General features: G+C 44.2%; 23 protein-coding genes and 1 pseudogene. 17 read left to right on the forward strand and 7 right to left on the reverse strand.

The features are described from left to right. Positions 1-15 precede the first annotated feature (15 nt). The 7 genes from recG (at position 16) to folE (ending at position 7,541) form a co-directional block, all read left to right on the forward strand. Positions 16-2,112 carry an ATP-dependent DNA helicase RecG gene (gene recG / locus HMPREF1212_RS00355; RefSeq protein WP_046148026.1) on the forward strand — a complete coding sequence of 699 codons (2,097 nt, stop codon included), beginning with the start codon at positions 16-18 and terminating at the stop codon, positions 2,110-2,112. Between the two features lie 209 nt (positions 2,113-2,321). Beyond that, positions 2,322-3,578 carry a M23 family metallopeptidase gene (locus HMPREF1212_RS00360; protein WP_046148027.1) on the forward strand — a complete coding sequence of 419 codons (1,257 nt, stop codon included), beginning with the start codon at positions 2,322-2,324 and terminating at the stop codon, positions 3,576-3,578. 94 nt (positions 3,579-3,672) lie between these two features. Beyond that, positions 3,673-4,218, forward strand: coding sequence for a DUF1599 domain-containing protein (locus HMPREF1212_RS00365; RefSeq protein WP_028728255.1), 546 nt, complete (start codon positions 3,673-3,675; stop codon positions 4,216-4,218). Positions 4,219-4,221: 3 nt separating this feature from the next. Continuing rightward, positions 4,222-5,499 carry a BT_3928 family protein gene (locus HMPREF1212_RS00370; RefSeq protein ID WP_046148028.1) on the forward strand — a complete coding sequence of 426 codons (1,278 nt, stop codon included), beginning with the start codon at positions 4,222-4,224 and terminating at the stop codon, positions 5,497-5,499. A gap of 39 nt (positions 5,500-5,538) precedes the next feature. Then, positions 5,539-6,294, forward strand: a complete 756-nt coding sequence (tpiA, locus tag HMPREF1212_RS00375; protein ID WP_028728257.1) for a triose-phosphate isomerase — start codon at positions 5,539-5,541, stop codon at positions 6,292-6,294. A gap of 146 nt (positions 6,295-6,440) precedes the next feature. Beyond that, the gene (locus tag HMPREF1212_RS00380; RefSeq protein ID WP_028728258.1) at positions 6,441-6,944 is read left to right on the forward strand and encodes a cell division protein; all 504 of its coding nucleotides are present in this window, start codon (positions 6,441-6,443) and stop codon (positions 6,942-6,944) included. A 3-nt stretch (positions 6,945-6,947) separates the two neighbouring features. Continuing rightward, entirely contained in the window at positions 6,948-7,541 is a 594-nt protein-coding gene (folE, locus tag HMPREF1212_RS00385; RefSeq protein ID WP_028728259.1) for a GTP cyclohydrolase I FolE, read from the forward strand. Between the two features lie 150 nt (positions 7,542-7,691). Here folE and HMPREF1212_RS00390 read toward each other — a convergent pair whose 3' ends face one another. After that, on the reverse strand, positions 7,692-10,055 hold the full coding sequence (locus HMPREF1212_RS00390) for an HzsA-related protein (RefSeq protein WP_046148029.1): 2,364 nt from the start codon (positions 10,053-10,055) through the stop codon (positions 7,692-7,694). A 168-nt stretch (positions 10,056-10,223) separates the two neighbouring features. On the opposite strand from HMPREF1212_RS00390, the gene HMPREF1212_RS00395 reads away from it, so the two are divergent. Together HMPREF1212_RS00395 and HMPREF1212_RS00400 are read left to right on the forward strand one after the other, a co-directional pair. Next, positions 10,224-10,712, forward strand: coding sequence for an RNA polymerase sigma factor (locus tag HMPREF1212_RS00395; RefSeq protein WP_046148030.1), 489 nt, complete (start codon positions 10,224-10,226; stop codon positions 10,710-10,712). Between the two features lie 14 nt (positions 10,713-10,726). Then, entirely contained in the window at positions 10,727-11,311 is a 585-nt protein-coding gene (locus tag HMPREF1212_RS00400; protein WP_046148031.1) for a hypothetical protein, read from the forward strand. Here the strand turns inward: HMPREF1212_RS00400 and HMPREF1212_RS26500 are convergent. Next, a pseudogene (locus HMPREF1212_RS26500) lies at positions 11,308-11,418 on the reverse strand (type II toxin-antitoxin system mRNA interferase toxin, RelE/StbE family); the annotation flags it as partial. The gene HMPREF1212_RS00400 and the pseudogene HMPREF1212_RS26500 overlap by 4 nt on opposite strands. Positions 11,419-11,543: 125 nt before the next feature. Here HMPREF1212_RS26500 and HMPREF1212_RS00405 point away from each other — a divergent pair. The 5 genes from HMPREF1212_RS00405 to HMPREF1212_RS00425 all read left to right on the forward strand — a co-directional run bounded on the left by HMPREF1212_RS00405 (position 11,544) and on the right by HMPREF1212_RS00425 (position 16,735). Then, positions 11,544-13,745, forward strand: coding sequence for an outer membrane beta-barrel family protein (locus HMPREF1212_RS00405; RefSeq protein WP_046148032.1), 2,202 nt, complete (start codon positions 11,544-11,546; stop codon positions 13,743-13,745). A 21-nt stretch (positions 13,746-13,766) separates the two neighbouring features. Then, a complete protein-coding gene (locus HMPREF1212_RS00410; RefSeq protein ID WP_028728264.1) occupies positions 13,767-14,789 on the forward strand; it encodes a sensor histidine kinase in 1,023 nt (340 codons plus the stop codon). Next, positions 14,786-15,481 (forward strand): LytR/AlgR family response regulator transcription factor, encoded by a 696-nt coding sequence (locus HMPREF1212_RS00415; RefSeq protein WP_046148033.1) that lies wholly within the window; start codon positions 14,786-14,788, stop codon positions 15,479-15,481. The genes HMPREF1212_RS00410 and HMPREF1212_RS00415 overlap by 4 nt, the downstream gene beginning before the upstream one ends. Positions 15,482-15,559: 78 nt before the next feature. Then, a complete protein-coding gene (locus HMPREF1212_RS00420; RefSeq protein WP_028728266.1) occupies positions 15,560-16,234 on the forward strand; it encodes a porin family protein in 675 nt (224 codons plus the stop codon). A 12-nt stretch (positions 16,235-16,246) separates the two neighbouring features. After that, entirely contained in the window at positions 16,247-16,735 is a 489-nt protein-coding gene (locus HMPREF1212_RS00425) for a cupin domain-containing protein (RefSeq protein WP_046148034.1), read from the forward strand. 13 nt (positions 16,736-16,748) lie between these two features. On the opposite strand, the gene HMPREF1212_RS00430 is transcribed toward HMPREF1212_RS00425, so the two are convergent. The 5 genes from HMPREF1212_RS00430 to HMPREF1212_RS00450 form a co-directional block, all read right to left on the reverse strand. Beyond that, positions 16,749-17,957 carry a hypothetical protein gene (locus HMPREF1212_RS00430; RefSeq protein ID WP_028728268.1) on the reverse strand — a complete coding sequence of 403 codons (1,209 nt, stop codon included), beginning with the start codon at positions 17,955-17,957 and terminating at the stop codon, positions 16,749-16,751. Positions 17,958-18,007: 50 nt separating this feature from the next. Then, positions 18,008-19,861 (reverse strand): DUF349 domain-containing protein, encoded by a 1,854-nt coding sequence (locus tag HMPREF1212_RS00435; RefSeq protein ID WP_046148035.1) that lies wholly within the window; start codon positions 19,859-19,861, stop codon positions 18,008-18,010. A 233-nt stretch (positions 19,862-20,094) separates the two neighbouring features. Beyond that, a complete protein-coding gene (locus HMPREF1212_RS00440) occupies positions 20,095-21,330 on the reverse strand; it encodes a sodium ion-translocating decarboxylase subunit beta (protein ID WP_028728270.1) in 1,236 nt (411 codons plus the stop codon). Further along, positions 21,330-23,225 (reverse strand): biotin/lipoyl-containing protein, encoded by a 1,896-nt coding sequence (locus HMPREF1212_RS00445; RefSeq protein ID WP_046148036.1) that lies wholly within the window; start codon positions 23,223-23,225, stop codon positions 21,330-21,332. Before HMPREF1212_RS00445 ends, HMPREF1212_RS00440 begins: the two co-directional genes overlap by 1 nt. Before the next feature lie 17 nt (positions 23,226-23,242). Continuing rightward, a complete protein-coding gene (locus tag HMPREF1212_RS00450) occupies positions 23,243-23,518 on the reverse strand; it encodes an OadG family protein (protein ID WP_046148037.1) in 276 nt (91 codons plus the stop codon). Positions 23,519-24,530: 1,012 nt separating this feature from the next. On the opposite strand from HMPREF1212_RS00450, the gene HMPREF1212_RS00460 reads away from it, so the two are divergent. From HMPREF1212_RS00460 to HMPREF1212_RS00465, 3 genes are all read left to right on the forward strand, one after another. Beyond that, complete coding sequence (locus HMPREF1212_RS00460; RefSeq protein ID WP_046148039.1) at positions 24,531-25,496, forward strand: tetratricopeptide repeat protein; 966 nt, start codon at positions 24,531-24,533, stop codon at positions 25,494-25,496. Between the two features lie 174 nt (positions 25,497-25,670). Beyond that, positions 25,671-25,823 carry a 50S ribosomal protein L34 gene (rpmH, locus tag HMPREF1212_RS26505; protein WP_005633099.1) on the forward strand — a complete coding sequence of 51 codons (153 nt, stop codon included), beginning with the start codon at positions 25,671-25,673 and terminating at the stop codon, positions 25,821-25,823. Positions 25,824-25,946: 123 nt separating this feature from the next. After that, entirely contained in the window at positions 25,947-26,570 is a 624-nt protein-coding gene (locus HMPREF1212_RS00465; RefSeq protein ID WP_028728276.1) for a PASTA domain-containing protein, read from the forward strand.

Genomic DNA, 26,570 nt, shown 5'->3' on the forward strand with positions numbered 1-26,570 from the left:
TCCAAATAGACAGCTATGCTTGATCTCGACAAACGATCCCTCATGTATCTGCCGGGTGTAGGCCCGAAGAAAGCGGAGATATTACGGAAAGAAGCCGGAATATCTTCGTATGAAGATTTGTTGTTTTATTTTCCGTATAAATATATTGACCGTAGCCGTTTCTATAAGGTGGCCGAGATTACGGGAAATATGCCTTATATTCAATTGAAAGGGCGTATCCTGTATTATGATACGGTGGGCGAGGGACGAACCCGTCGTCTGGTGGCTAAGTTTACGGATGGAACGGGGACGATCGATCTGGTCTGGTTCAAGGGGCTGAATTATGTGACGGATAAATATAAGACTGGTACAGAGTATATCGTTTTCGGTAAACCCACCGAATTCGGGCATATCTATAATATCCCCCATCCTGATATCGATCCGGTAGACCAGGAAGGGCAGGTGGCGGCCGGGCTGACCCCTTTCTATAATACTTCGGAGAAGATGAAGAAATCGTTCCTTCATTCGAAGGCGATACAAAATCTGCAATACACCTTATTAAGTGCGTTGAACTGGGAGTTACCCGAGACACTTCCCCCGGATGTGTTGTCGCGTATCCGGATGATGCCGTTGAAAGAGGCGATCCGGAATATTCATTTTCCCGAATCGGCTGAGAAACTCAAACAGGCACAGGTACGTTTGAAGTTTGACGAACTTTTCTTTATACAATTAAATATCCTCCGTACTGCCAGTCTCCGGAAACTGAAGCTGAAAGGAATAGTCTTTCCTACCGTGGGGAATTATTTCAATACCTTCTATAAAGATTACCTGCCTTTCGAACTGACTGGGGCACAAAAGCGGGTAGTAAAAGAAATCCGTGCCGATATGGGAAGCGGACGGCAGATGAACCGCTTGTTGCAGGGAGATGTGGGAAGCGGGAAAACATTGGTCGCATTGCTCTCTATGTTGCTGGCTGTCGATAACCATTGCCAGGCCTGTATGATGGCGCCGACTGAAATATTGGCTACCCAGCATTATGCTACGGTCATGGCATTTCTGAAGGATATGGATATCCGTGTCGCCTTATTGACCGGTTCTACGAAAAAGAAAGAACGGAATGCGATACTTCCGGCTATTGCCAACGGAGAAATCCAGATCGTCATAGGAACGCATGCCCTGATAGAGGAGACAGTCGTTTTTTCTTCGCTGGGACTGGCTATCATCGACGAACAACACCGTTTTGGAGTCGAACAACGTTCGCGTTTATGGAAAAAGAATGCCATTGTTCCCCATGTGCTGGTGATGACGGCGACGCCTATTCCCCGGACATTGGCCATGACGCTATACGGCGACCTGGATGTCTCCGTCATTGATGAGTTGCCCCCCGGTCGTAAGCCGATCCAGACAATGCATCGCTACGACAACAAGAAAGCCCAATTGTATGATTTCCTGCGGAAGGAGATCGGGCTGGGCCGCCAGATCTATGTGGTCTATCCTTTGATCGAAGGAAGCGAAAAGCTCGATTATAAGAGCCTGGAAGATGGCTTCGAAACTTTTAAGGAAGTCTTTCCGGAGTATAAGGTCTGTATGGTTCATGGAAAGATGAAAGCTGCGGACAAGGATGCGGAAATGCAGAAATTCATATCGGGCGAAGCCCATATCCTGATGGCGACGACTGTGATCGAAGTCGGTGTGAATGTGCCGAATGCCTCCGTCATGGTGATCGAGAGTGCCGAACGTTTCGGACTATCGCAATTGCATCAGTTGCGCGGACGTGTCGGACGTGGTGCGGAACAGTCCTATTGTATTCTGGTCTCTTCCTATAAATTAAGCAACGACACGCGTAAGCGGCTGGAAATTATGGTGAACAGTAATAACGGCTTTGAAATAGCCGAAGCCGATTTGCGTCTTCGCGGTCATGGAGACCTGGAAGGAACCCAGCAAAGCGGTGAAGGGCTCGACCTCAAAATAGCCAATCTGGCAGCCGATGGGCAGATCCTCCAATATGCACGGGATATCGCGTTGGAAGTTTTGGACAAAGACCCGGATTTGTTGTCCGAACCTAACCGGATTTTGAACGAAAGGTTAAAAACGCTCTTTTCCAGGAAGATAAATTGGAGTATGATTAGTTGATATGTTGTGAAACATGTTTCTTTTAAAACGGTTGTATTTCAATGTGAATGCTGAGCGCTTTTGAATATCTTCACTTTCATTGCGGAAATTTTTCCGGATTGAATTTTGTCAACTTACTCAAAATAACGAACTTTGGTCGATTTGTAAAAAAATAGGGTCTGTTTCACGACTTATTTTACCCCTGTATTCTATTTCGAAAAATGATAAAAATGAAGATAAGAACACTACTTTTTGTTTGCTGTACCTCCCTGATGGTATCGGCTGTATCAGCTAAGGATCCGGAAGGAAAAGAGACACCAAAGCAGACAATCCATATCGTAAAGATGGATAAGCGCGTATCGGAACTGATGGCTGACCGCGTAACGATCCGGAAAGATATGGGACTGAAAGAGTTGGCAGAAATTAATGCAAGAGTGGATGAATCACTTGCAGCAAAAGAAGATTTACTGTTCCCGGCAGATGAATTATACGGTTCTAACTGGGATACCCGTTGGGTGGATCCTTTCCGTGGCGGTTCAAAGATCGAGATGCCGGACTCCTGTGCAATCGATTGTTCCGCTTTTACTCTTCCTATAGACAGTCAGATTAAAGTTACCTCCAAATATGGCCCCCGCCGTCGTCGTATGCATAAGGGTATCGACCTGAAAGTTCAGGTAGGCGATACGATCCGTGCAGCATTTGACGGAAAGGTACGTATCCGTAACTTCGAACGTCGCGGATATGGAAATTATCTGGTAGTTCGCCATCCGAACGGACTGGAAACAGTTTACGGGCATTTATCCAAATCACTTGTCGATGTAAATGATATTGTACGTGCAGGCGATCCGATCGCATTAGGTGGAAATACCGGACGTTCGACCGGCTCTCATCTTCACTTTGAAACCCGCTTTCTGGGACAGGCTCTTAACCCGGCCGACATTATTGACTTCGAAAACGGAGTTCCCCACCAGGATACTTATGTATTTCATAATATAAAGATTAACGGACGCAAGAGTAATATCTATACTTCCTCAAGCGACCAGATGGTTTATCACCGTGTGAAATCCGGAGATACATTAGGTAAGATCGCCCGTATGTACGGAACGACAGTGAACGAACTTTGCCGTTTGAATGGCATCAAGAGTACTTCTATGCTCCGCCTGGGGCAGTCTATCCGTTGCAGTGCAGGCAGAAGTGCCAGCGTAGCAGCTAAACCGGAAGCAAAGCAAGCTACCGCAAAGGCTACGACAACAGCGGCTAAGACTACAAAAACAACTACTGTAGAAGCTGCGACCCCGGTTGCCTCACTGACAGGTAATGCCTCTGCTACCCAGACGGCCGATCCTGTTTATCATCGCATCAAAAGCGGCGATACGTTAGGTGCATTAGCAGCCAGATACGGAACAACCGTAAGCAAGTTGTGCGAAATGAACGGAATATCTAAAACAACCGTGTTAAAATTAGGTCGTTCCATCCGTTGTAAATAAGTTATTTTTAAGATAAAGGAAAGGCACGGATGAAATCATACATCTGTGCCTTTGTTGTTTTTTTACTATCTTTGCGGCATAATAAATGTAGGATATGGCTGATACGAAAGAACAGTTTGAGAAAGTGATCTCCCAATGCCGGGAGTTGTTCGAAAAGAAGTTGAAAGATTACGGTCCCTCGTGGCGGATCATGCGTCCGCAGTCGTTGACCGACCAGATATTTATTAAGGCAAACCGTATCCGCAGCCTCGAGATAAAAGGGGTGAGCATGGTGGATGAAGGGATACGTCCCGAATTTGTCGCCATCGTTAATTATGGGGTGATCGGACTGATCCAGCTGGCTAAGGGCTTTTCGGATACGACCGATATGACAAACGAGGAAGCGTTGGCATTGTACGATAAGTACATAACGGAGACCAAAGAGTTGATGTATGCCAAGAACCATGATTACGATGAAGCCTGGCGCAGTATGCGTATCAGCTCTTATACCGACCTGATCCTGATGAAGATCTATCGCACGAAGCAGATCGAAAGCCACGGCGGTAAGACGATCGTCTCGGAAGGTGTGGATGCCAACTATATGGATATGATAAATTACGCCCTGTTCGGTTTGATTAAACTGGAGTACGGCGAAGAGTAATATATGAACTATAAAGAGACTGCAATAAAAATACTGACAGAGTGCAGCCGTCTGCTGATCGGGGTCGTGTTTATCTTTTCCGGTTTTGTGAAGGCGGTCGATCCGATGGGGGGAGCCATTAAGATTGGCGATTACCTGACTTCTTTCGGACTGGATTTCCTGCAGCCTTTTACCGTCCTTGCTTCTTTCGCCCTTTCGGCGGCTGAGTTTGCTATGGGTGTTTGCATGTTGTTGGGCGTGTACCGCCGTTACAATTCTTTCCTTGTCCTGCTTTTCATGGCGTTTATGACGCCGCTGACGTTATATCTGGCGCTGTTCAATCCTGTGTCCGACTGCGGTTGTTTCGGTGATGCGATCGTTATTTCCAACTGGGAGACCTTCTTCAAGAACCTTGTATTGTCGGCCGCTGCCATTGTGGTGTTTATGAACTCCGGCAAGATGTTCCAGTGTTACACCTTTAAGGTCTACTGGTTTATTGCGTTGTTTTCCTATTTCTTCGGTATCGGCTTCGCTTACCGGAATTACAATCATCTGCCGGTGATTGACTTCCGCCCGTATAAGATCGGCGCGAACATTCCTTCCCTGATGGAAATCCCCGACGGGGCACCCGAAGATGAATACCGTTATACATTTGTCTACGAGAAAGATGGTGTTAAAAAAGAATTCTCACTGGAAGATTATCCGGAGAATGACAGTACCTGGACTTTTGTAGAGTCGAAGACCGAGCTGTTGAAGAAAGGGTATGAACCGCCTGTGGCATCCTTCAATATCTACAATGCCGAAGGAGACGATGTGACAGCAGATATCTTGCATAATCCGAACCCTGTCCTTCTGTTGATCGCTCCGAAGCTGGAAACGGCGGACGACGAACGCATCGACGAGATCAACAGCGTATACGATTATGCCCTCGAATATGAATTACCGTTCTATTGCGTCACAGGATCTTCGCCGGAAGTGATCGACGAGTGGAGCGACAACACCGGAGCCGAATATCCGTTCCGTATGGCCGATGAAGTGCTGCTGAAGACGATCATCCGCTCGAATCCCGGCCTGGTTTTGCTGAAAGACGGCACGGTACTGGCTAAATGGCATTACAACGACATCCCCGATGAGGAACATGTAAAGGCCGAAGTAGAGAAGTATCTCGACGTAAATAAAACAAAAGAAAAAGAAGATGGCTGGCTAATAACCATCCTATTAACTTTTACCGTACCTTTGCTGCTCGTTTGGGTTTACGACTTCTTTCGTTTCCGCCGGAGACGTAAAGATAAGGCAGAATAAAAAGATTTTATTGTATTTATATATTTAATTAATTAAGTCATGAGAAAGAATATTGTTGCAGGAAACTGGAAGATGAACACTACTCTTCAGGAAGGCCTGGAATTAGCAAAAGGATTAAACGAAGCCCTGAAAGGCAAAGCTATCAACTGTGATGTAATCATCGGTACTCCGTTCACTCATCTGGCAAGCATCGCTGCTGCTATCGATACAGATAAGATCGGTGTAGCTGCTGAAAACTGTGCAGATAAGGAAAAAGGTGCTTACACGGGTGAAGTTTCAGCTGCTATGGTTGCTTCAACAGGTGCTAAATATGTAATCCTCGGCCACTCTGAAAGACGTGCTTACTATCACGAAACTCCGGCTATCCTGAAAACTAAAGTTGAACTGGCTCTGGCTAACGGTCTGACTCCGATCTTCTGTATCGGTGAAGTATTGGAAGAAAGAGAAGCAGGCAAACATTTCGAAGTAGTAGACGCTCAGATCAAAGAATCTTTGTTCGATCTTTCTGCTGAAGACTTCGGTAAGATCGTATTGGCTTACGAACCGGTTTGGGCTATCGGTACAGGCAAGACTGCTTCTGCAGAACAGGCTGAAGAAATCCACGCTCATATCCGTGCTACACTGGCTGCTAAATATGGCAACACAGTAGCTGACGATTGCACAATCCTGTATGGCGGTAGCGCAAATGCCGGTAACGCGAAGGAATTGTTCTCTAAACCGAACGTAGACGGTGGTCTGATCGGTGGTGCTTCTCTGGCTGTTGATAAGTTCATGCCTATCATCGAAGCATTTTAATGACATTATGAGTAGAGACCGTTCCCGTGCTTGACACGGGATCGCAAAGGAACGGACAGTGTCCTTTATTTGATGTCGCTGGTTCTTTTGCGGCCCCGTGTCAAGCACGGGGACAAGTCTCTCTTTTAAACAAAAAAACAATCACAATGAAGAATTCCCCTTGTATCGTTTTATTATTCATGTTGCTGGCCTGTGTGACCGGAGCGTCTGCACAGACAAGTGTCGACGGATCGGTTCAGACAATCTTCGATGATCTCCAGACATCGAAACCGGGTAAAGGCGAGGTGATAATCAACCAGTCGCAAGCTCTCCGGAATATGGTAGGAGTACGCTTGTCGGGCGAAAATGTGGAAAAGACGGACAGCACCGCTTTCCTGAAGATACAGGGGTTCCGGACACAGGTTTTCTCCGGTAATAACCAGCGCAAGTCGAAAGACGAAGCGTTTGATAAGGAAAAGCAGATCAAAGAACTTTTCCCGACTGTTCCGACTTATGTTACCTATACGGCACCGTTCTGGAAGTTGCGTGTAGGAGATTTCCGTTCACACGAAGAGGCTTATCACATGCAGCGCCTGCTGATGACGGCTTTCCCTTCGTTCGGAAAGGAAATGTATATTGTTAGAGAAGAAGTAAAGATCCCGTTGAATTAAGAAATGATAGAAGAAATAAACGACAAGACCTTGGCGGCACGTGAGGAACTGGCTGGCCATTACAAAGGAATACTCAATCTGTTAGGTGAAGATGCCGAACGTGAAGGCCTGCTTAAGACGCCGGAGCGCGTAGCAAAGGCTATGCAGTTTTTAACCAAAGGATATAACGAAGACCCTGCAAAGGTATTGGCTTCCGCCATGTTTCAGGAAGAAGATTACAAGCAGATGGTTATTGTGAAAGATATTGATTTCTTCTCTCTTTGCGAGCATCACATGCTTCCCTTCTTCGGTAAGGCACATGTCGCTTATATTCCTAAGAAATATATTACGGGGCTCAGCAAGATACCCCGCGTGGTGGATATCTTCGCCCGCCGCCTGCAGATACAGGAACGCCTGACGATGCAGATCAAAGATTGTATCCAGCAGACACTCGATCCACTGGGCGTTATGGTCGTGATCGAAGCACAGCACATGTGCATGCAGATGCGTGGTGTGGAAAAGCAGAATTCCCTGACTACAACTTCCGATTTCACAGGCTTCTTCCAGCAGGCAAAGACCCGCGAGGAGTTTATGAACCTGATCAAGAACAACAGATAGTCAGCTCTCTTCCCCATTTGTTGCTTTCCCTGTGTAATTAGTTATGCAGGGAAGTTTTGTGCCATGCAGTCTGCACATTTGTGCCACAGGCAGCGCACAAGTGTGCCACTTATAGTGCATTTTTGTGCCATAAGTGAGGCACTTGTCTTCTTATTTGTCGTACACTTTGCCTTGTTCGCTGATGACCGTGCAGTTTTGCTGTTCCACCTTTAGCCGTTCGGCGTATTTGCGCAGCTGCGCCTTATGACGTTCGCAAGGAACAAGGTCTTTTTCGATATCCCCCCGAGGAGTGGCTTTCAACCGCTTCTGTCCGGTGCGGATGATTTCTACCGCACGGGAATACTTCTGTTTATCATTCCGTATACCGTCCAGGCAGGGACTTACTTCGGGACGGTCGAAAGAGATTTGTGCAGTCAGCTTTCGTCCGTGGTGGTTCAGATCCCAGATATTTATATTGGTTAATTGTTTCAACTCTTCTATCTCGTGGTTAAAGAGCGGGCTTCGTCCGGCCAGTGTAGAGTCGAATGCGGACTCGTAGACCGGATAATAAACGCCGTTCAGATCCATCCAGGTGTAAAGGACTTCCTTGTCTTTAGGAGACAGTTTGACGCCATGATGATCTCCGTCTATCACTTTGGTCAGTTTGCTGACATGCGATCCCCAGGTGTACGGTTCCTGTATCGGAGCCGGGCCGCCGCCTATCAGCGTGATCTCTTTCTTTACGTATAGGTTGACATAGGCTGCGTTGAAGAACGGGTTCTTGTCTTTTGCCAGTACGAGCTTTTCCCGGTTCTTCGGGTCGAAGTCGTGGCAACGTACGCAGCTCTTATCGAGGATCGGCTGTACCTGTTCCATGAAGGAGAAGTTCTTCGGGGCTTTCCCCATCCAGCCGTTCAGCTTGGCCGGGGCTTTCTTCAGGGCTAACGGTGTCGTACCCATCGCGCTCGGAATGCTCAGGCGGTCTTCATGGCAGCCGATGCAACCGTTTACCTCACCCGACATGACCATCGTGCCGCTTCGCATGGACTGGATCATTTTCTTATCCTTATCCAGCAACTGAAAGTAGACGAAGGTGCCGGAAGGAACTTCGAAGTTGGCAGAGCCGTCGGCTTCTACCGGTACTTCTCCCAGGATACGTTTGTTCTCGAAGCTATGCCAGTTTACGGCGGGAGCCTGTTCGCCTTGTCCGCCCCAGCCACTCTGTGTCCAGGTTCTTTTCTCCGGAGACTCGATGATACGCAGATATTTTACGGTGCCGGGAGTTACGCCTTTCATATGTGTGCCGTGGTAAACATTCTGTACGTAGAAAGTACCTTTCTTATCCGTATAGTTCCTGTTGGAAGGGATTGCATGCGGTTTGGGGCGTGGCTCGATGATCATCGGGTCGAAAAGGCTTCTGTTTCCTTCAAGGAGCAACTCTTGTGTGCCGTCGCGGCCAACCAGGTAGATGCCCGATTTAGAGTCCAGGTGCATCCACCCGCCGGGCTTTGTCCAGATTGTGCGTGAGGTGAGGAAGAAGTTTTCGTTCAGCGGATAAGGATCTTCAAAGAAGTATTCGATCCATTTGAAAGAGTCCAGGTCGCCTTTATCTACCAGTTTCAGGCTTTCTTCCGGCCATATTTGCAGGACAGGTTCTACACCGTCCACTCCTTTTTTCCTGTCGATAATAGCCAGTGCACCCCAGGGGCGGTCATGGCAGGAACCGAAGATACAGATCACCTGGTCGGTTCCGGGGATCTGGCGGGCATCGATTACTCCGCCCGGCGATTGGGTATTGTTACCGTAATAGATGGAATGCTTTGTCCCGTCCGGGTTTACCGTCCATAAGCCTTGCGCATCACCGAAGTTACGGTCTACGTATTCCCAGCGGTCGTACAGGATGCGTCCGTCGCTCAGCAGAGAGGAATGTCCTTCAAACAGCGTACTGACACCGATCTGTGTAATGTTGGCACCATCTGCTTCCATCCGGTAGAGGTTACACATGATATGGCGGTTGCACATACAATATTTCGGTTGGCGGGTGGAGCTGAATACAATGCCGCCGTCGGGCAGATAAAGCGGGTCGATATCTGATATCCCTTCCGCAAACGTAAGCTGTTTCATGTTGCTTCCGTCTGTATTCATCTCATAGATATGGTAGAAATCGTCCTTGTTCTTCCGCATGGAGAAGATGATCTTTTTCCCGTCGAAAGACAGTTCGGGATCACGTATCACGCCGTCTTTCAGTTCTATCAGTGTGGTAATATTTCCGGTGTTGACGTCATAGATACGCATGGCTCCTCCCGGGCAGAAACTACTCTCGTTGATCTCTCCCTTCTGGAATAGGGTCGCTGTGTTGTGATGGTCGGGTGCATACTGTTCCCGTTCGATATACAATATTTGCTTACCGGCCAGTTGTTCTTTTGCCTTTTGGGTCAGTGTAATTGTCTTGGGAATCATTTGCTGGGCGGGGAGCTGTATATTTCCACCATATACAACTGCCAGGAGTATAAAGATTAGCTTGTAGTTTTTCATATGCTACGTCTTTGAATGTGTAATAGATTGGTCTACTTATCGATAGGGACAAAAATAACCCTTTTGCAGTAATCGACTTTATTTATTTTGTTAATTTTCCTTCCTTTACTGTAATTATCCGATTTCTTTTACGACTGATATAGTAAATAATACGATAGAGCAAGCTTAATGAATGCACAACAACAAGAGAAGGAGTTTATAGAACTTGTAGAGGAATACAAACAAGTGATATATAAGGTATGCTATATCTACGCTACCGATCCGGACAATCTGAACGACTTGTATCAGGAAGTCGTGATCAACTTATGGAAAGCTTTTCCCCGCTTCCGGGGCGAGTGTAAGGCTTCGACCTGGGTGTATCGCATCGGACTGAACACTTGTATTTCCTTTTTCCGTAAATCCAAATCACGGCCGGAAGTGGTACCTATCTCGGTCGACCTGGAAGCGGTGGCAGAGGAAGAAGATAAAACGGCTCAACTTCATGAGCTCTACCGGATGATCAATTGCCTGGGACGTTTGGAGCGTGCCTTGATCCTGCTCTGGCTGGAAGAAAGAAGTTATCAGGAAATGGCGGATATCACCGGTATATCACGTAATAATGTGGCCGTTAAACTCAATCGTATTAAAGAGAAACTAAGAACGATGTCGAACAGTTAAATCAAAAAAAGAATATGGAACTGGAAGAATTAAAAGCGAACTGGAATATATTAAATGAACGTTTGCAAAAGAATGAGATATTGAATAGGAGAATTATCAAAGATATGATTACCAACCGGATATTAACGGCTCAGCAACGGTTACAGTGGAAGATGGTAATTGGATATTGCGTCTATTTAATTGCTTTGTTGTTGGCTGTGTTTGCCCCTGTTTTGTTTGGAACCCCTTTATTTATAGCTTATTCCGTAGGTGGACTCCTGCTTGTCGTTGCATTGGGAGGTTTGCCGGCTTTTATCTCTTTTTGTCGGATTGATATAAAGAAGCCATTAATGTATTCTTTCCGGCGATTATTGTTTTTTCAAAAATATATGCGGATTGCATATCCCGTTGTTGTTGTATCTGGCTTGGTCTTGCTGAGTGGTATCTTTTTTTATTTTTGGAAGTTAGGAGCGAACAGGATGACTTTTATTTATGTTTTTGCTTTTCTTACAGCACTAATAGGGAGTTTGGTCGAATATCGTATGGACTCTTCGAAGGTGGAAGCAATGAAAAAAGGGTTGGAAGAATTACAGGAGTTTGAGGAAGAGGAAACTGTTTAGAATAAATCTGCATGTGTCCCCGTATCGGTCATGATCAAGATCAATTCCGTATCATTTTGTTGCCATATCAGAAGCCAGTCGCTTTTGATATGGTACTCCCATAGACCGGAGATTGTTTGGTCGTATCCATATTTAAGAATAATAAACCATTCGTCAACGAACTCCTGTCGTTTGTCACAATAATTTCCCGGGGAGTTTCTGCTTATTTACTTTTGAGACAAAAACAAAAGATATGGGCAGAAGTAAATTTCTTTTAATCGCATTACTGTTGGCTTTTTATGTAAGTGATGTCTTTGCACAGTTCATTATGCCGGATACTATTCCCGATCAGGATATCGAGGAGGTTGTAGTGGTTGCCAAGTTGCCGGAACTGGAGATAAAAGCGGATAAAATGACGTATCATCTGGATGCATCCGTCGTACGTAAACAAGGCAGCCTGTATGAGGTACTCGAAACGCTCCCCGGAGTGGTTGTTAATAAGGATGGTTCTATCTATATGAACGGGATAAGCGGTATCAATGTCCTGATCGATGGAAAACAAACCTATCTTTCCGGCCAGGAACTGGTGAATCTGCTTAAGGCTACCCCGGCATCTACGGCTGACAAGATAGATCTGATCACCCACCCATCCGCCCGCTATGATGCCAGCGGTAACTCCGGTCTGATCGATATCCATACGAAAAAGATTAAGCTTCAGGGATTGAATCTCTCGGTAAACGGTGGATTTTCACAAGGTATACGAAGCAAAGGAAACGGTAGCTTTTCTTTAAACAGGCGGAACGGTAAGTTTAATTTTTACCTGACATATTCTTTTTATAAGGGAAACGACCAGCATGATCTGGAAATAAACCGTTTATATTCCAATGAGTTGACGGGATTGGCTTCTGACCTGAAGCTGTACCAGGATTCTTATAGTGAATCCCCTTATGCCTCTCATTATTATCGGGCAGGTGTAGACTTCTATCTCTCCCCTCAAACGACAATCGGTGTTTCAACCAATGGAAATATTTTTCATGGGGAAAACGAAGGCGATATGGACTCTTCTTTTTCCCTGTATCCACAGACTGCTCCGGATTCGACGGCACATACGTTAAACCTGAATGACAGGCATAAGATCAATTTTTCCGGCGGGATCAGTTTGACGCATCGGTTTGATTCCGTTGGCAAAGTGCTGGATGCCTCATTCGACTACCTGAACTTTCATTCAGATGAAGATCAATTCATATATAACTCTTTCCGGAATCTGATCAATCAGACTGAAAGACAAGACTCCATGCGGGGAGATATCAAAGGAAACATAAACCTGTATGCCGGACAGATCAACATGAAATTCCCGTTTGAAAATGGTTGGGTATTGAATGCCGGCGTTAAATCGTCATATGTTTCCATTGATAACGAAGCCCTGTATGCAAACCGTATACAGAATGCATGGAGTAGCAATGAGGGATTGACCCAGGGCTTCTCTTATAAAGAAAATATCAATGCCGCTTATATAGAAGGGAATGCCCGGTTGGGTGAATTATCCGTACAAGCCGGCCTTCGCCTGGAGAATACTAGATATAAAGGGCGTCAAACAGCTGTAGCCTGCGATTCTTCGTTTTCCGATCATAGTATAGATTTGTTTCCGACCGTATTACTGGAATACGCTTTAGGAGAAAATAAATTATCCCTGTTCTACGGAAAACGTATCAACCGTCCCAACTACGGCGACTTGAATCCGTCGACTTATATATTTGATAATTACACTTATGAACGGGGCAATACATTGTTAAAGCCGGAAAAGACGGACAATCTGGAGCTTTCCTATGCGTTTAAAGATTTGTTCAAGGCCGCTTTTCTGTTTTCTTATACCAGTAAAGCAATGGTGAAAAGTTATATCGTAGAGGAGAATAAACGGGTTTTTGTTACTCCTCTCAATCTGAATCGGGCCATCTCGTTAGGCCCGCGTGTGAATACAGGAGTACTTTCGCCGGTTTCTTTCTGGAATTTGAGTGCCAATGCTGCATTTGTCTACAACCGTTATCAATGGTCGGAGGAATTATCCAATAAAGTAAATGAAGACTATACCTGGATCGCCGGACTGAATAACCAGTTTAGCTTCGGTAAAGGATGGAGTGCCGAGCTATCCGGTTATTATAATGGAAGAATGGCGGCGGGACAGGCCACAATCAGCCCTGTCTGGCAGGTAAACTGCGGAATACAGAAGAGTATCCTGAAAAATAAGGCTACCGTCAGTTTGTTTGCACGGGATATTTTCCATTCTTATCGATACAATATGGAACTGACAGTGCCGGGGCAACGGGCTTTTACCAAAGAACGGTATGATAACACCCTTGTCGGCGTATCTTTCTCCTGGCGCTTCAGCAAAGGGTATGAAACGAAAGAATCCGGTCGGAAAAGTGATATAGATCAGAGTAAAAGAATAAATTTGTAAGAATAAAATAAATAAAAGGATATGAAGCCATTTTCCCGTTGGATATCTCCGCTGATCCTGGGTGTTGTCATGTTTAACACCATCCGGTTAGTGACTGATTTACCTGCACATAATCCATTTTGGGCAGACTCGGTTCCTTTTCATATGCTGGCATTATTAGTGTCGGTATTGATGAGTTATGGATTTGACTTTCAGGGTCGTTACTATATGGAAAAAGTCCGGGCCAAAAACATTTCAGTCACATTGGAGTATTCTATATTGCTGGTGTTTTTGTTTTTGGGTGTAAATCTGATATTGTATCTGGGTGATTACATTGGTATTTTATATCTGGGTGATAAGGTTGCCGATTATGTGATAGCGGATGTCGTTTGTATATTATATTTCTTTCTGTATTATATCATCATTCGTAATGATAAACTGGAAAAGGAGTATAATCAGCAATCTTTACAGTTGGAAAAGATAAAGGTCGATCAACTCGAAATCGAACTTAAATTTCTTCGGGCGCAATATCATCCCCATTTCCTTTTTAATGCATTGAATACAGTCTATTTTCAGATTGACGAGAAGAATACGATGCCGCGTCATACATTGGAAATGTTGTCGGACTTGTTGCGTTATCAATTATATGGAGGAAATAAGAAAGTACCCATTCAAAAAGAGATCGATTACCTGAAAACATATATGAATTTTCAACGTTTGCGTATGAGTAAACGCTTGATTCTTAATATCCATATATCAGAGGAGTTGAAAGAACAGAAGATTTATCCGTTACTTTTCCTTCCGTTGATTGAGAATGCATTTAAATATGTAGGTGGTGATTATCATATTGATCTGGATATGTCGTGGAATAAAGAGAGAATCCTATTTACTATATTTAATTCCAAACCGCCGTATGCAGAAAAAGAGTTGCCACGAAAAGGAATCGGTTTGGAGAATCTAAGAAGAAGATTGACTCTTTTGTATCCTGAGAAGTATAGTCTGGACATAGAGGATGATCCGGATCATTTTGTGGCAAAGTTAATGATTGAAATAGAAAGCGTATGAAAATAAAATGTATAATTACCGACGATGAACCGGTAGCCCGCGAAGGATTGCAGTCGTATGTGGAGAAAGTGGATTTCCTGGCATTGACAGGTGTGTGTGAAGATGCTATCCAACTGAATACTTTGTTAAAGACTGAGCAGCCGGATTTACTTTTTCTGGATATAGAGATGCCTTATTTATCCGGTTTGGATTTATTGGCTACCCTGTCTAATCCCCCTAAAGTCATTATTACATCCGCTTACGAGCAATATGCCCTGAAAGGCTATGAGTTGGATGTGACTGATTATTTATTGAAGCCGATCTCTTTCGAACGTTTTCTGAAAGCGGTAAATAAGGTGCATGACCTTTTGCAGAAAGAAACAGCCCCTGCAGCAGAGGAATTTCTCTTTGTCAAGAGCGATAAACAGATGAAAAAGGTTTTTTTGAAGGATATTCTTTTTATTGAGGGATTAGAGAACTATATTTGTATTTATACCGCTTCGGATAAGATTCTGGTTCACTCGACAATGAAAAATATATATAATTCTTTGCCGGAAAGTGATTTTATCCAGACTCATCGGTCTTTTATAGTCAATATCCATCACGTCAGCCTGATCGAAGGTAATATATTGAATATTGCAGGCCATGAAATACCCGTTGCGCGTAATTATCGGGAGACGGTTTTCGCCCGTATAATAAAAAATCCCCTGTAGTTGTCCTAAATATCCCCGGTTGATATACGAAACTCTTTCTGCTGTCGTTTAAGTATCATAACAAATTAAATACAAGTTATGAAAAAGAAGAGTTGTGTGTGGTTAGTATGTGCTTTGTTATGTGTTACTGTCATGGGGAAAGCACAGGTGTTTACGTTGGAAAATGGATTTGGTATTTCTTCTATGCGCTACAAAGGTATTGGTCAAGCGCTGGATAAAATACATCCTTATCATGTCTCATTGGGTATGCAATATCTGGATAAGGGTTGGTTTAACTTATCAAGTAATGTTGGTTATTTGAGGAGAGGAGAACGGGATAAGGAGGATCCGACAAGCGTATGGGCGGGAAGCTATCAGGTCATAGGAATAAATCTCCATTATCTGACGTTAAATACAACTTTTGATTTGAAGAAAATGAGTCGTGATGGTTATACCTGTTATATAGGTGTAGGGCCCAGAATTGATTTTCTGTTAAAATCATCAGTTGATCTTTATGCTAGTGATAATGACTATTCTAAACGAACAATAGATGGATATCATTCTGTTTTATTCGGTTTGAAATGTGTAGGAGGTATCCGGAAGGATTTTGGTTGTATGCAAATCGGACTTAATTTCGCTTATTTACCAAGTTTCACTCGTTTAAATCCGGTTACTCGCGATAGAACATTTACTTTTGGCTTATCTTTGGGGTATAAACTGGGTGCGGGTAAAGAAAAGGCGGAAACTATTCGTTCCGTTCGCCGGCATAAATAATTAAATAAGCAAATGGATCTTGGTAAACAAGCTGCTTTTTGGATTGAGAAACTAAAAATGTCTCCACATCCCGAAGGCGGTTACTTTAAAGAAGAATATCGTCCGGCTACCTGGAAGCCGATAGCCGGATATCCGGCTGACCGGAGGGTGTTGACAACGATCTATTATCTGTTGGAAGATATGGATTATTCTGCCTTTCATCGGATAAAATCTCCGGAAAGCTGGTTTTTCCATAAAGGGGAACCTTTGCTGATCTTTTCTTTTGAAGAAGGACAACTCGTTTGTCGTGAGTTGTCAGATCGGGAAAGCGGACAATTGCAGGTTACGATTGAGCCGGATACCTGGTTCGCTGCCCGGTTAAAAGAGCCGGAAGGCTTTGCCCTGGTGAGTTGTGCCGTAGCTCCCGGATTTGAATATAAAGACTTCGAACTGGCTCGAAAAGAAATCTTAATAGACTTGTTCCCTTTGGATAAAGATATAATCGATCAGTTATGTAGATAGGAAAAGCTCCTATCTACATAACTAATATATAAGCCCTGTAACGTGTCTCTTTCGTGACCGGGCATAATGATAAATATCCTTCTTTTATTTTTCCATCCTCTATTATCAGCGGATAAGTTTCTTTCATGAAACGATGCCGTTCGTATGTCTCTCCTTCCTTACTCTCGTAGGTGACATGGAAGTCTCCGACTGCTGAAGGAGCAAGATATTTCTGGCTGAGGCGGAGAGCTACCATTCCCATTGTATAACGCATATTGATCTCTATGCAGGGGTGGATAGCATAAGCACCTTTGGTAGTCTTATAAACGATCATATCTACTCCCAGATATCCCCGGTAGATATTCCCGTAGAAGCTTTTTAATGCATCAGTGACGGCCGTCTGTATTTGATTGTAAACCTCTTCTCCCACCCGCAGGGTGATCTGTCTGCGTAAATATTCCTGATTACCCAGCATATTACCGGAATAACTGCCCTGTTGCTCCGTGCCGAAAACCGAAATACCTTCGTAGGTAACATTCCCTTCTCCGTCGGAATAGAATTCCATTGCGAAGTCCTGTACCTTGTCCAGGCCGCATTCGATGCTGACAGTGCCCTGTTTGTTGATCGCCCCTTCTATCCATGTACGGTCTTTGGTGGTCAGTTTACGTTCGGGTATCCAGTGCAAACCACGTCCGGATGAAGAATAGGGCGTTTTTAATACAAAAGGAGCATTTTGCAGGATAAGGTATTTCTCCACTTCCCTGATCTTTTTACAGAACCGGGGTGCAACGGGTATCTGTAAATCCGGCAATTGCTGACGGATCAGTTCGAGACACTCGGCTGCTGTCTGGCGGCCGGTCAATTTGAAATAGTCTTCTTTCCAGGAAGGGACAGATAAGTTCAACCCGCAATTCTTCTTTAATTCATCAAACAGATGCAGGCTATGGGGAGATAATCCCCACGGAGCAGCAACCATTTCCGGTAAGGAAGCCCCTTTCTGCTTAAGTTCCTTTCTGGAGATAAGCGTAGCGAATGGCCTGAACTCTTTAGGCTGTAAAGAGAAAAAGCGGGGAGAAGTGATCTCTTCCGTAAAAACAAAATCATCACTGTCGGCATACCAAACAGGGAGATATGATAATTCTTTTATCATCCTCTGTACATTGGCAGGCGGAGTATAGTTTTCCGACCCCAGTAAAACTGCGGTTTCATGTCCCGGATTAAAATAGTGTATTTGAGATATCATATGTATAGAAACAGCGAAGCCGTCTGTTTGGGAGACGGCTTCGTTTTTATTTATTCGAGATTTTCATCTATCGCATCGATTTTTTTGATAATGAGCGCCATCTCATCTTTCAGCTTTTCGATCTTGCGTTCCATTTCTTTGACAAGACCACCACCGCCTTTCGACGAGATACTGAGGAAGCCGATATTGTTTTCGTAAGTCTGCAATTCGTTCTTCATGCGTTCAAACATTCTCATCAGCTTTTCACGTTCACCGTAGAGCTTGCCTTTTCCGCGTTCGCCCCCGGCCATATCGCTCAGGTTGCTGCGGAAACTTTGCATCTTACGGTCGCTCTGATCTACTTTCAGACGGTCGAACTGACTGTCTACCGCTTCGTGATATTCTTTATAGATCTTATCTTTTTCCTTGAAAGGAACATGACCGATTCCATTCCATTCAGCCATCATCGCTTTCAGTTCGATCATTGCATCCTCTGCAGCCAGCGCTTCATCCAAGTTTTTGATCTTTTCGATCAATTCTTTCTTCGCTGCCAGATTAGTTTGTTCTACGCTCTTCTGAGAAGAAACATTCTTGTTCTTTTGTTCGAAGAAATAGTCGCAGGCAGAAATGAAACGTTTCCAAACGGCGTCCGAATGCTTGCGGGCAACAGAGCCGATTGTTTTCCATTCTTTCTGAAGTGCGATCATCTTTTCAGTAGTGCTCTTCCATTCTGTGCTGTCCTTCAAAGCTTCTGCTTTTTCGCATAAAGCCTTTTTCAGCTCCAGATTCTTCTCCATATCTTCTTTGATACTCTTGTAGAAGGCACTTTTCTTATTGAAATAAACGTCGCATGCAGCACGGAAACGTTCAAATATCTTTACATTCGATTTTTTCGGAGCGAAACCGATTGTTTTCCATTTTTCCTGCAAAGCAATCACTTCCTTATTCTTTTCTTCCCAGTCTTTGAAAGTCTTCAAGGCTTCGAAGTCTATACCTTCAATTTCTTCGCAGATGGCAGTTTTTGCTATCAGGTTTTCTTGTTCTTTTGATTTCAGCGATTCGAAATGTTCCTGATGGCGTTTGTTGATCACTGTAGAAGCCGCTTTGAAACGTGTCCAGAGTTCTTCACGCAGTTCTTTAGCCACCGGGCCGATTTCGCGCCATTGCTGGTGCAGCTTCTGCAACTGATGGAACGCAGATACTACATCCGGTTCAGTTTGCAGCTTTTCAACTGTTTCGCACAAGGCGGTTTTCATTTCCAGATTCTTCTTGAAGTCATAATCACGGAACTGGTTATTGATCTTGATTATGTCGTAGAATCTTTCGCTGTAAGTCTGATAGTTTTTCCACAGTTCATTGGCATGTTCCTGTGGTACGGCTTTAACCTCTTTCCATCTCTGCTGGATATCCTTAAAGTCGTTGTATAATTTATTGAAGTCGTCCTGACTTTCGGTCAGCGCTTTCAATTGATCGATCAATTGGAGTTTCAGTGCGTAGTTAGCGGCTTTCACACGATCTTCTTCTGCCATGATTGCAGCTCTTTTTTCTTTGTAAACAGCCAGCAATTCTTTCAGTTTGTTTTCGTCTTCATCTTCAGGTACTACGAAATCCTTTTCTTCTCCTTCGTTTTCGAGGAATGCTTTTTTCAATTCTTCAACTTCGGCTCTATGGATTTTATAGAATGCCTGCTTCAACGATTCTACTTCGTTGCGCGTTGCTTCGGCAGCAGCATTTACCAGTTCGGTCAACTTTTCCAGAATTTCTTCTTTTGATAATTTACCGACCGCATTCGCAGTTGCTTCTTCCACTGTTTCGGTTACTTCAACTTCAGCCGCAGTGTTTTCCGGAGTCACTTCCGGAGCTTTAGTTTCTTCTAATTTGCCAGTTTCTTCAACCGGTAAATTAGTTTCATGAGTGTCATTCATATTCAATCACATTTAAGAAAAGGATAAATACATTCCTATATCAAGTCACAAATTAAAGTAATTATTTTTGGATTACAGCATTTGAGAGCGATTTATTTATTAGAAAAGGTTAATAAACTTGCAGAAAGGCTGTAATAACCTGTACCGGCAGGCCGTTGCAGGTGTTAAATAGAAAATCCTGTAATTGGTATTGAGCCGATTACAGGATTTTTTTATTGTTGATTTATCAATCTTTATCCAAGGAACGAGATCAATACACCTGCTGCTACGGCAGAACCGATCACACCGGAGATGTTGCTCGCCATACAATACTGAAGTACGTGATTCTTCGGATCATATTTCAAGGCAATATCGTTGGCAACACGTGAGGCCATCGGTACGGCGCTCAGTCCGGTTGCACCGATAAGCGGGTTGATTTTCTTCTTGGTGAACAGGTTGAACAGTTTCACGAAGAAGATACCTCCGGCGATAGACAAAGCAAATGCCAGGAAGCCGCCGATCACGATGCCGATTGTCGTCATGTTCAGGAAAGCTTCGGCAGTCATAGTCGCTCCGACCGATAACCCCAGGAATATCGTAGCGGCATTCATAATGCTGTTTGATGCCGCATCGTACAAGCGGAATGTATTTGTTCCGATCTCTTTTACCAGATTACCGAACATCAACATACCGATCAGGGGAACCGCACTCGGAACAAACAAGGCCACGACTGTCGTAACAACGATCGGGAAAATGATTTTCAGCACCTGCATGTTCTTGATTTCCGTAGTGGACGGATACTTTTTCTCCTGCTCCTTCATATTGATGCAAAGCTCTTTCTTCGAACACAATGCTTTAACTACCAAGGGGATAATGACCGGAACAAGCGCCATGTAAGAATACGCGGCAATAGCGATCGGTCCCAACAGGTGCGGAGCCAGCTTGATCGTTGTAAAGATCGCGGTAGGGCCATCGGCACCACCGATAATACCCAGGGAAGCAGCCTCTTTCGGAGTAAAGCCCATCAGGATAGCCACTAATAATACAGTGAAGATACCCAGCTGGGCAGCCGCACCGAAAATAGACAGGCGCAGATTACGGAGCATCGGCCCGAAGTCGGTCAAAGCTCCCACGCCCATAAAGATAATTGGCGGAAGAAATCCGGTCTTGATCAACATGTAGTAGATGAAGTTCATTATTCCCAGTTCGTGCGCAATATCGTGTAAAGGCATTTCCCAGATATTTTTCATCACTCCGTGTACATTGATCAGCCCGTTCTCGTCTGCCTGGATCACACCCATATCACCTCCCGGGAAGTTGGCGAGCAAAACCCCGAAAGCGATAGGAACAAGCAGCAAAGGCTCATATTGTTTCTTGATACCAAGATAAAGCAATATGAAAGCGATTGCATACATGACCAGGAACTGCGGTTCAGCAATGATGTTGCTGAACGCAGTCATATCGTACAGATTTTGAAAGATCTCGTTCATTACTGTATCGTCATTAATACATCATCTTCAGAAACTGTGTCACCTGCCGCATAATTGATGGAAGTAACTGTTCCGCTGAATTCCGAACGTACGGCATTGTATGTTTTCATCGCCTCTACGTAACAAAGAACATCCCCTTCCTTCACAACGTCACCCACTTTTACCGGTGCGTCCGATGCATTTTTCACAAGGAAGAATTTACCTTCCAGCGGTGAAAGGATCTCGTTGCCAGCTCCGGCTGGTGCAGGAGTTGCGGCTGGTTGGGCTGCCGGTTGGGCAGGAGCTGCTGCGGGGGCAGTATTCGCTGTTTCTCCGAAGGCCACGGTTACGCGGTAGGGTTGTCCGTCTACGTCTACGGTCAGTACCTGCGGAGTGGTAGGCAGGGCAGGAGCTGCGGCGGTAGACGCAACAGCCGGTGTGCTCTTCTCGTGCAGATCCGCTTTCTTTTTAGCCACATCGGCCAGGAATTCAACTTTCGCTTTTCCTGAACGGTAGGCTTCGTACTGTGCCGGGTGCATGGCATATTCGAACAATTCTTCGTCGTCTTCGCCTGTTTCCCATTGCTTTTCGTTCATTATCTTACGATACTTGTCGAGCGCATCGGGGTAGTTATCCTGCGGATTGCCGGTAAAGAATTCGCGTCCTTCGGCTTTTGCTTTTTCGATGATTTCCGGTGCAAGCGCTCCCGGTAGCCTTCCTGCCTTTCCGAGAAGCATATCCCAGATATCATCTGCGATCATACTCCAGCGAGCTTTCCCTTTTTCCATCTGCATCACATTCATCAGGGCCAGATTCTTAACATACTGGCTGAACGGCGTTACCAGTGGGGGATAACCGACGCGCGGCCATACATAAGCTACTTCGTCGAATAATTTGATCAGCAACTGGTCTTGCGACATCAGAGGCTTATTGTTCTTTATATTGCTTTTGTTGATAGACTCCAAATTCTTTTCCAGGTCGGACATCAGGCTACCCATCATACCGCCGGGAAGTCCGGGGCCGATCAGCAGGGAGTTCATCAAACGGTTTTTCGGGCTGATATACAATCCTAAGAAGTCATCCATGAATTCCTGGATCATGCTGCGTACTTTCATATACGCTTCCATATTGATCTCCGGTACTTTATAACCGGCATCTTTCAACATGGCCTGTACGGTCAGCAGGTCGGCATGGCCTGTACCCCATGAAAGCGGCTCCATACCTACGTCGATATAATCGCAACCGGCATTACAAACTTCCAGGATGGAAGCTACGTTAAATCCGGGGCCTGCATGGCTATGATACTGGATAGGTATCTCCGGGTGTTTTGCTTTGATGTTGGCAACGATTTGTCCCAATGAATAGGGACGACCGATACCGGCCATATCTTTGATACAGATCTCGTCGGCTCCCAGCTCGATCAGCTCCATGGCCATTTTTGTGTAATATTCGACCGTGTGAATCGGTGAGTGGGTAATACACAATGAACATTGGGAGATCATGCCTGCTTCTTTTGCATATTTAATAGAAGGGGCGATGTTGCGTACGTCGTTCAACCCGCAGAAAGTACGGGTGATATCTGTACCCTGCGCTTTCTTTACTTTGTAGAAAAGCTGGCGGACATCGGCCGGAACCGGGCTCATGCGAAGTCCGTTCAGGGCACGGTCAAGCATGTGTGTCTGGATACCTGCATCATGGAATGGCTTCGTCCATTCGCGTACGGCTTTATTAGGATTTTCTCCGAATAGTAAATTAACTTGCTCGAATCCTCCTCCATTGGTTTCAACACGGGCAAAACAGCCCATCTCTACAATAGCGGGGGCAACTCTGGTTAGTTGGTCTACTCTGGGGACATATTTTCCGGCAGATTGCCACATGTCTCTAAAGACCAAACTGAATTTGATTTCTCTCTTCATGATATTTTATGCTAGTATTATATTTTTTCAATTTTGGTAACCTTTCCTTGTCCACCGGTTACCATGCTCACAGCGGCTACAATAGCGGCCGTTGTTTTACCGGAGATATTTCCGGCTTGTGCCGCGGTGGTTCGTACTGCTGCTGCTTGTTTTTTTACGACGACTTCTTCAGGTGCGTATTTGTTTACCAGTGCGATTAATCCTTTTCCGAGGTTGATAACGATCAAAAGAATTGCAAAAACCGTGGTCATTCCGACTACCATTAACAAAAGTCCAGTTTCTATGTTTTCCATATCTAATATTTATGACAATAAGTGTTGTGGGAAGCGATCAAAACAATCTCCGCCAAGTTATAAATTGCATGCAAAAATAACAAAATCTCGCAAATCTATGTGCAGTAGGACTATAAAAAAAGTGAAAGAATAGAAGATATGCTCTTTTGAATGTTTGGTTTCGTAGGATTAATGTGGGTTTTTGTGATAAATAGTTATTTTTATGAGATGAAGTTTCTGAATCGCTTCTGTCCAGCGTCGAATTGCTCCGGGATATTGCGAAACAATGTTGTGAAGAGAGGATTAAGGTATATGAGACAAAGAAAAGATAATATTTACGCTTTTGAGGTTTAATTGTTGGTGGTTGTGGGTTTAGCAAAATGAAGTGATATAGGGTGTTTTTTTGAGTAAAAAGATTCTATATATCGGTTTCTTGTGGCGTATGTATTCTGTCAAATCGATGTTGTAGAATATTTCAAAATACAATATTTAACAATTTTCTCCGGATATACATCTTTCACGATTCGTTTTAAACGAATTTTCAACTCGTTTAAAACGAAATTTTTTTCATTTGAAGCGAAATGAAATTTTGTCTTAGATAAAAAATATGTTAATAGCTGTTGCTCGTCGCCTTTTTTGAGGCTTTTTTGTGTGGAAAATGCATGTTGAATAACATTTTTATTTTCTGTAGCAAGGTGAATATATGTCATGGATGCAAGATCGTATTGAAGGTTTGTTTGGGTAATTTGCGACTAGTTGCTCTATGTTATTCTCTGGGTGTTTTATAATGTCGCTTTTGTGAGTCTAAATCAGTTGAAATGTTATTTGCTAAATCGCTGACAGTTGCGTAAAAAACAACAGGTCTTGATTTGTATCCGTACAGCTTCTCTAAGGGCTGGCTGAATTGACAATTTGATATTATAGTGGTCTATGGAATGTTGCTGTCATTTTGTTAATCACGGAATTCTCCGGTTAATGCTGAATATCTTTGTTTTATTTTTTACCTTTGCCCCTCAGAATAAAATGTATTATCATGGGAAATTTCTTTACATCCTTGTTCTCTTCTTCTAAAAAAAATGAGGATACAGTAGAAGAGAAAGTGAAAAACGATCAGAAAAACTTTGACATATTAAAATATGATGGCGTTCGTGCCCAAAAAATGGGGCAGGTGGCTTATGCTATTAAATGCTTTACCGAGGCGTTGAATATCGAAGAAGATTTTGAAACAATGAACTATCTGGTATCGGCATACTCCATGACCAGTGAAACCGGAAAGGCATTGGATGTATTGAACCGAATGGTGGAGTTGGAGCCGGAGCATGTAAATACCTTGCTGACAAGGGTGAGCGTGCTTTTCATGCTGGACAAGGATCAGGAAGTGATTGCCGATTGTATGCGCGTGATCGAGCTCGACGCTTCCAACCATCTTCCCTGGTTCCTGATGGCGAAAGCTAAAAGAACGACCGGCGATCCGCTGGGCGCTATTGCCGACCTGACGAAAGCGATCGCCCTGAAAGATGATTTTACAGATGCTTACCTGCTCCGTGCAGAAATCCTGTTGGCTATGAAACAGGGAAAAGAAGCATTGCCTGATATCGAAAAAGCAATCTCATTGGCTCCGGAAGAGGAAACAACCTATCTGGTAAGAGGAAAGATTCATGAATCCTTGGGCGACCTGGAAGCCGCCGCTGCTGATTACCAGCAGGCGCTCGACCTGAACCCGTTCAACGAAGATGCCTGTATCCTGAAAGGAACCCTTCTGATTACGAAAGAGCAATTGGATGAAGCGATCGCTTTCTTTGATGATGCCATTGATATCAAACCCGATTTTGCCAAGGCTTACGCCGAACGCGGACGGGCAAAGAACCTGAAAGGCGATAAGGAAGGTGCTTTCGATGATCTGAAAAAATCGATCGAATTGAATCCGGAAGGTGAGGAGGCTAAGAAGTTTGAAGGACAGCATAATTTCGATAATATGTACAAAGGGGGTATTTTTTAACAGCTACATATCAGTTTATTAGTTGATTTCTATACAATGGATGATTTATTCTCTTTTTTGAGAAATCGTACATTTGTATTGAAAAAAATAGCTAACTCTTTGTTTATTAAAAAAAAGCCTCTATCTTTGCAGCCCGAATTGGTATAAGATAATAATAAATAAATATATAGAAAGATGAAAAGAACATTCCAACCTTCCAACAGAAAAAGAAAGAACAAGCATGGTTTCCGTTCAAGAATGGCAACTGCTAATGGTCGTAGAGTATTAGCTTCTCGTCGTGCTAAAGGAAGAGCTAAATTAACAGTTTCTGACGAATACAACGGATAATCAGCCCGTTTTAAAGAAATTATTCATAAAGAAAGTAGAGGTTTTTACTAAAAAGCCTTTACTTTCTTTGTTTTAACGGCTTTGTTTTCTACTTTTGATCCCGCCTACAAACACAAAATAGAAATGAATAACTTTTTTGTTAAACTGATAAAGAATCCGTACGTCTTGAACTTGCTACTGGCTGTGGTCGTGGCATGTGGCCTGATCTATGGCACCCTGAAATGGCTCGATAAGTATACGAGGCATAATGAGGCTGTTGTCGTGCCGGATGTGAAAGGCCTGAGAGTGGAAGAAGCCGCTGAATTCTTCAAAAATAACAACTTACGTTATAATGTGATCGACTCGGTATTCTCGAAAGATGTCAGTCCGGGAGCGATCGTAGAGCTGGTACCTTCGGCTGGTTCGAAGGTGAAAGAAGGACGGATCGTGTTCATTACGGTGAATGCGATGACTTCACAGATGGCTACCATACCGGAAGTGGAAGACTTGTCGTTCCGCCAGGCGTATGCCTTGTTGCGGGCTCGCGGATTTGAAAATGTGGAGATCGAATATGTGCCGGGCGATTTTAAGGATCTGGCAGTCTCTGTCGATTTGCGTGGAAGGACGTTGAATAAAGGGGAACATGTCCCGCTTACGGCTCCTTTGGTGCTGAAGGTGAGCAGTGGCGAGGCTGAAATTCTACCCGAAGACTCGCTGTCGACCATGCCTGTCGAATCGTTGGATAGTGAAGAAGAAAACTGGTTTTAA

Source organism: Parabacteroides sp. HGS0025 (assembly GCF_000969845.1).
In the GTDB taxonomy this organism is placed as follows: Bacteria; Bacteroidota; Bacteroidia; order Bacteroidales; family Tannerellaceae; genus Parabacteroides; species Parabacteroides gordonii.

What these genes read in the sequence shown, in the direction of transcription:
- HMPREF1212_RS00370 (WP_046148028.1), top strand. Translation starts at nt 4,222, where the DNA reads ATGAACTATAAAGAGACTGCAATAAAAATACTGACAGAGTGCAGCCGT.
- HMPREF1212_RS00400 (WP_046148031.1), top strand. Translation starts at nt 10,727, where the DNA reads ATGGAACTGGAAGAATTAAAAGCGAACTGGAATATATTAAATGAACGT.
- HMPREF1212_RS00405 (WP_046148032.1), top strand. Translation starts at nt 11,544, where the DNA reads ATGGGCAGAAGTAAATTTCTTTTAATCGCATTACTGTTGGCTTTTTAT.
- HMPREF1212_RS00450 (WP_046148037.1), bottom strand. Translation starts at nt 23,518, where the DNA reads ATGGAAAACATAGAAACTGGACTTTTGTTAATGGTAGTCGGAATGACC.
- folE (WP_028728259.1), top strand. Translation starts at nt 6,948, where the DNA reads ATGATAGAAGAAATAAACGACAAGACCTTGGCGGCACGTGAGGAACTG.
- HMPREF1212_RS00415 (WP_046148033.1), top strand. Translation starts at nt 14,786, where the DNA reads ATGAAAATAAAATGTATAATTACCGACGATGAACCGGTAGCCCGCGAA.
- HMPREF1212_RS00440 (WP_028728270.1), bottom strand. Translation starts at nt 21,330, where the DNA reads ATGAACGAGATCTTTCAAAATCTGTACGATATGACTGCGTTCAGCAAC.
- tpiA (WP_028728257.1), top strand. Translation starts at nt 5,539, where the DNA reads ATGAGAAAGAATATTGTTGCAGGAAACTGGAAGATGAACACTACTCTT.
- recG (WP_046148026.1), top strand. Translation starts at nt 16, where the DNA reads ATGCTTGATCTCGACAAACGATCCCTCATGTATCTGCCGGGTGTAGGC.
- HMPREF1212_RS00460 (WP_046148039.1), top strand. Translation starts at nt 24,531, where the DNA reads ATGGGAAATTTCTTTACATCCTTGTTCTCTTCTTCTAAAAAAAATGAG.
- HMPREF1212_RS00430 (WP_028728268.1), bottom strand. Translation starts at nt 17,957, where the DNA reads ATGATATCTCAAATACACTATTTTAATCCGGGACATGAAACCGCAGTT.
- HMPREF1212_RS00425 (WP_046148034.1), top strand. Translation starts at nt 16,247, where the DNA reads ATGGATCTTGGTAAACAAGCTGCTTTTTGGATTGAGAAACTAAAAATG.
- HMPREF1212_RS00410 (WP_028728264.1), top strand. Translation starts at nt 13,767, where the DNA reads ATGAAGCCATTTTCCCGTTGGATATCTCCGCTGATCCTGGGTGTTGTC.
- HMPREF1212_RS00390 (WP_046148029.1), bottom strand. Translation starts at nt 10,055, where the DNA reads ATGAAAAACTACAAGCTAATCTTTATACTCCTGGCAGTTGTATATGGT.
- HMPREF1212_RS00395 (WP_046148030.1), top strand. Translation starts at nt 10,224, where the DNA reads ATGAATGCACAACAACAAGAGAAGGAGTTTATAGAACTTGTAGAGGAA.
- HMPREF1212_RS00435 (WP_046148035.1), bottom strand. Translation starts at nt 19,861, where the DNA reads ATGAATGACACTCATGAAACTAATTTACCGGTTGAAGAAACTGGCAAA.
- HMPREF1212_RS00445 (WP_046148036.1), bottom strand. Translation starts at nt 23,225, where the DNA reads ATGAAGAGAGAAATCAAATTCAGTTTGGTCTTTAGAGACATGTGGCAA.
- HMPREF1212_RS00420 (WP_028728266.1), top strand. Translation starts at nt 15,560, where the DNA reads ATGAAAAAGAAGAGTTGTGTGTGGTTAGTATGTGCTTTGTTATGTGTT.
- HMPREF1212_RS00365 (WP_028728255.1), top strand. Translation starts at nt 3,673, where the DNA reads ATGGCTGATACGAAAGAACAGTTTGAGAAAGTGATCTCCCAATGCCGG.
- HMPREF1212_RS00380 (WP_028728258.1), top strand. Translation starts at nt 6,441, where the DNA reads ATGAAGAATTCCCCTTGTATCGTTTTATTATTCATGTTGCTGGCCTGT.
- rpmH (WP_005633099.1), top strand. Translation starts at nt 25,671, where the DNA reads ATGAAAAGAACATTCCAACCTTCCAACAGAAAAAGAAAGAACAAGCAT.
- HMPREF1212_RS00360 (WP_046148027.1), top strand. Translation starts at nt 2,322, where the DNA reads ATGAAGATAAGAACACTACTTTTTGTTTGCTGTACCTCCCTGATGGTA.
- HMPREF1212_RS00465 (WP_028728276.1), top strand. Translation starts at nt 25,947, where the DNA reads ATGAATAACTTTTTTGTTAAACTGATAAAGAATCCGTACGTCTTGAAC.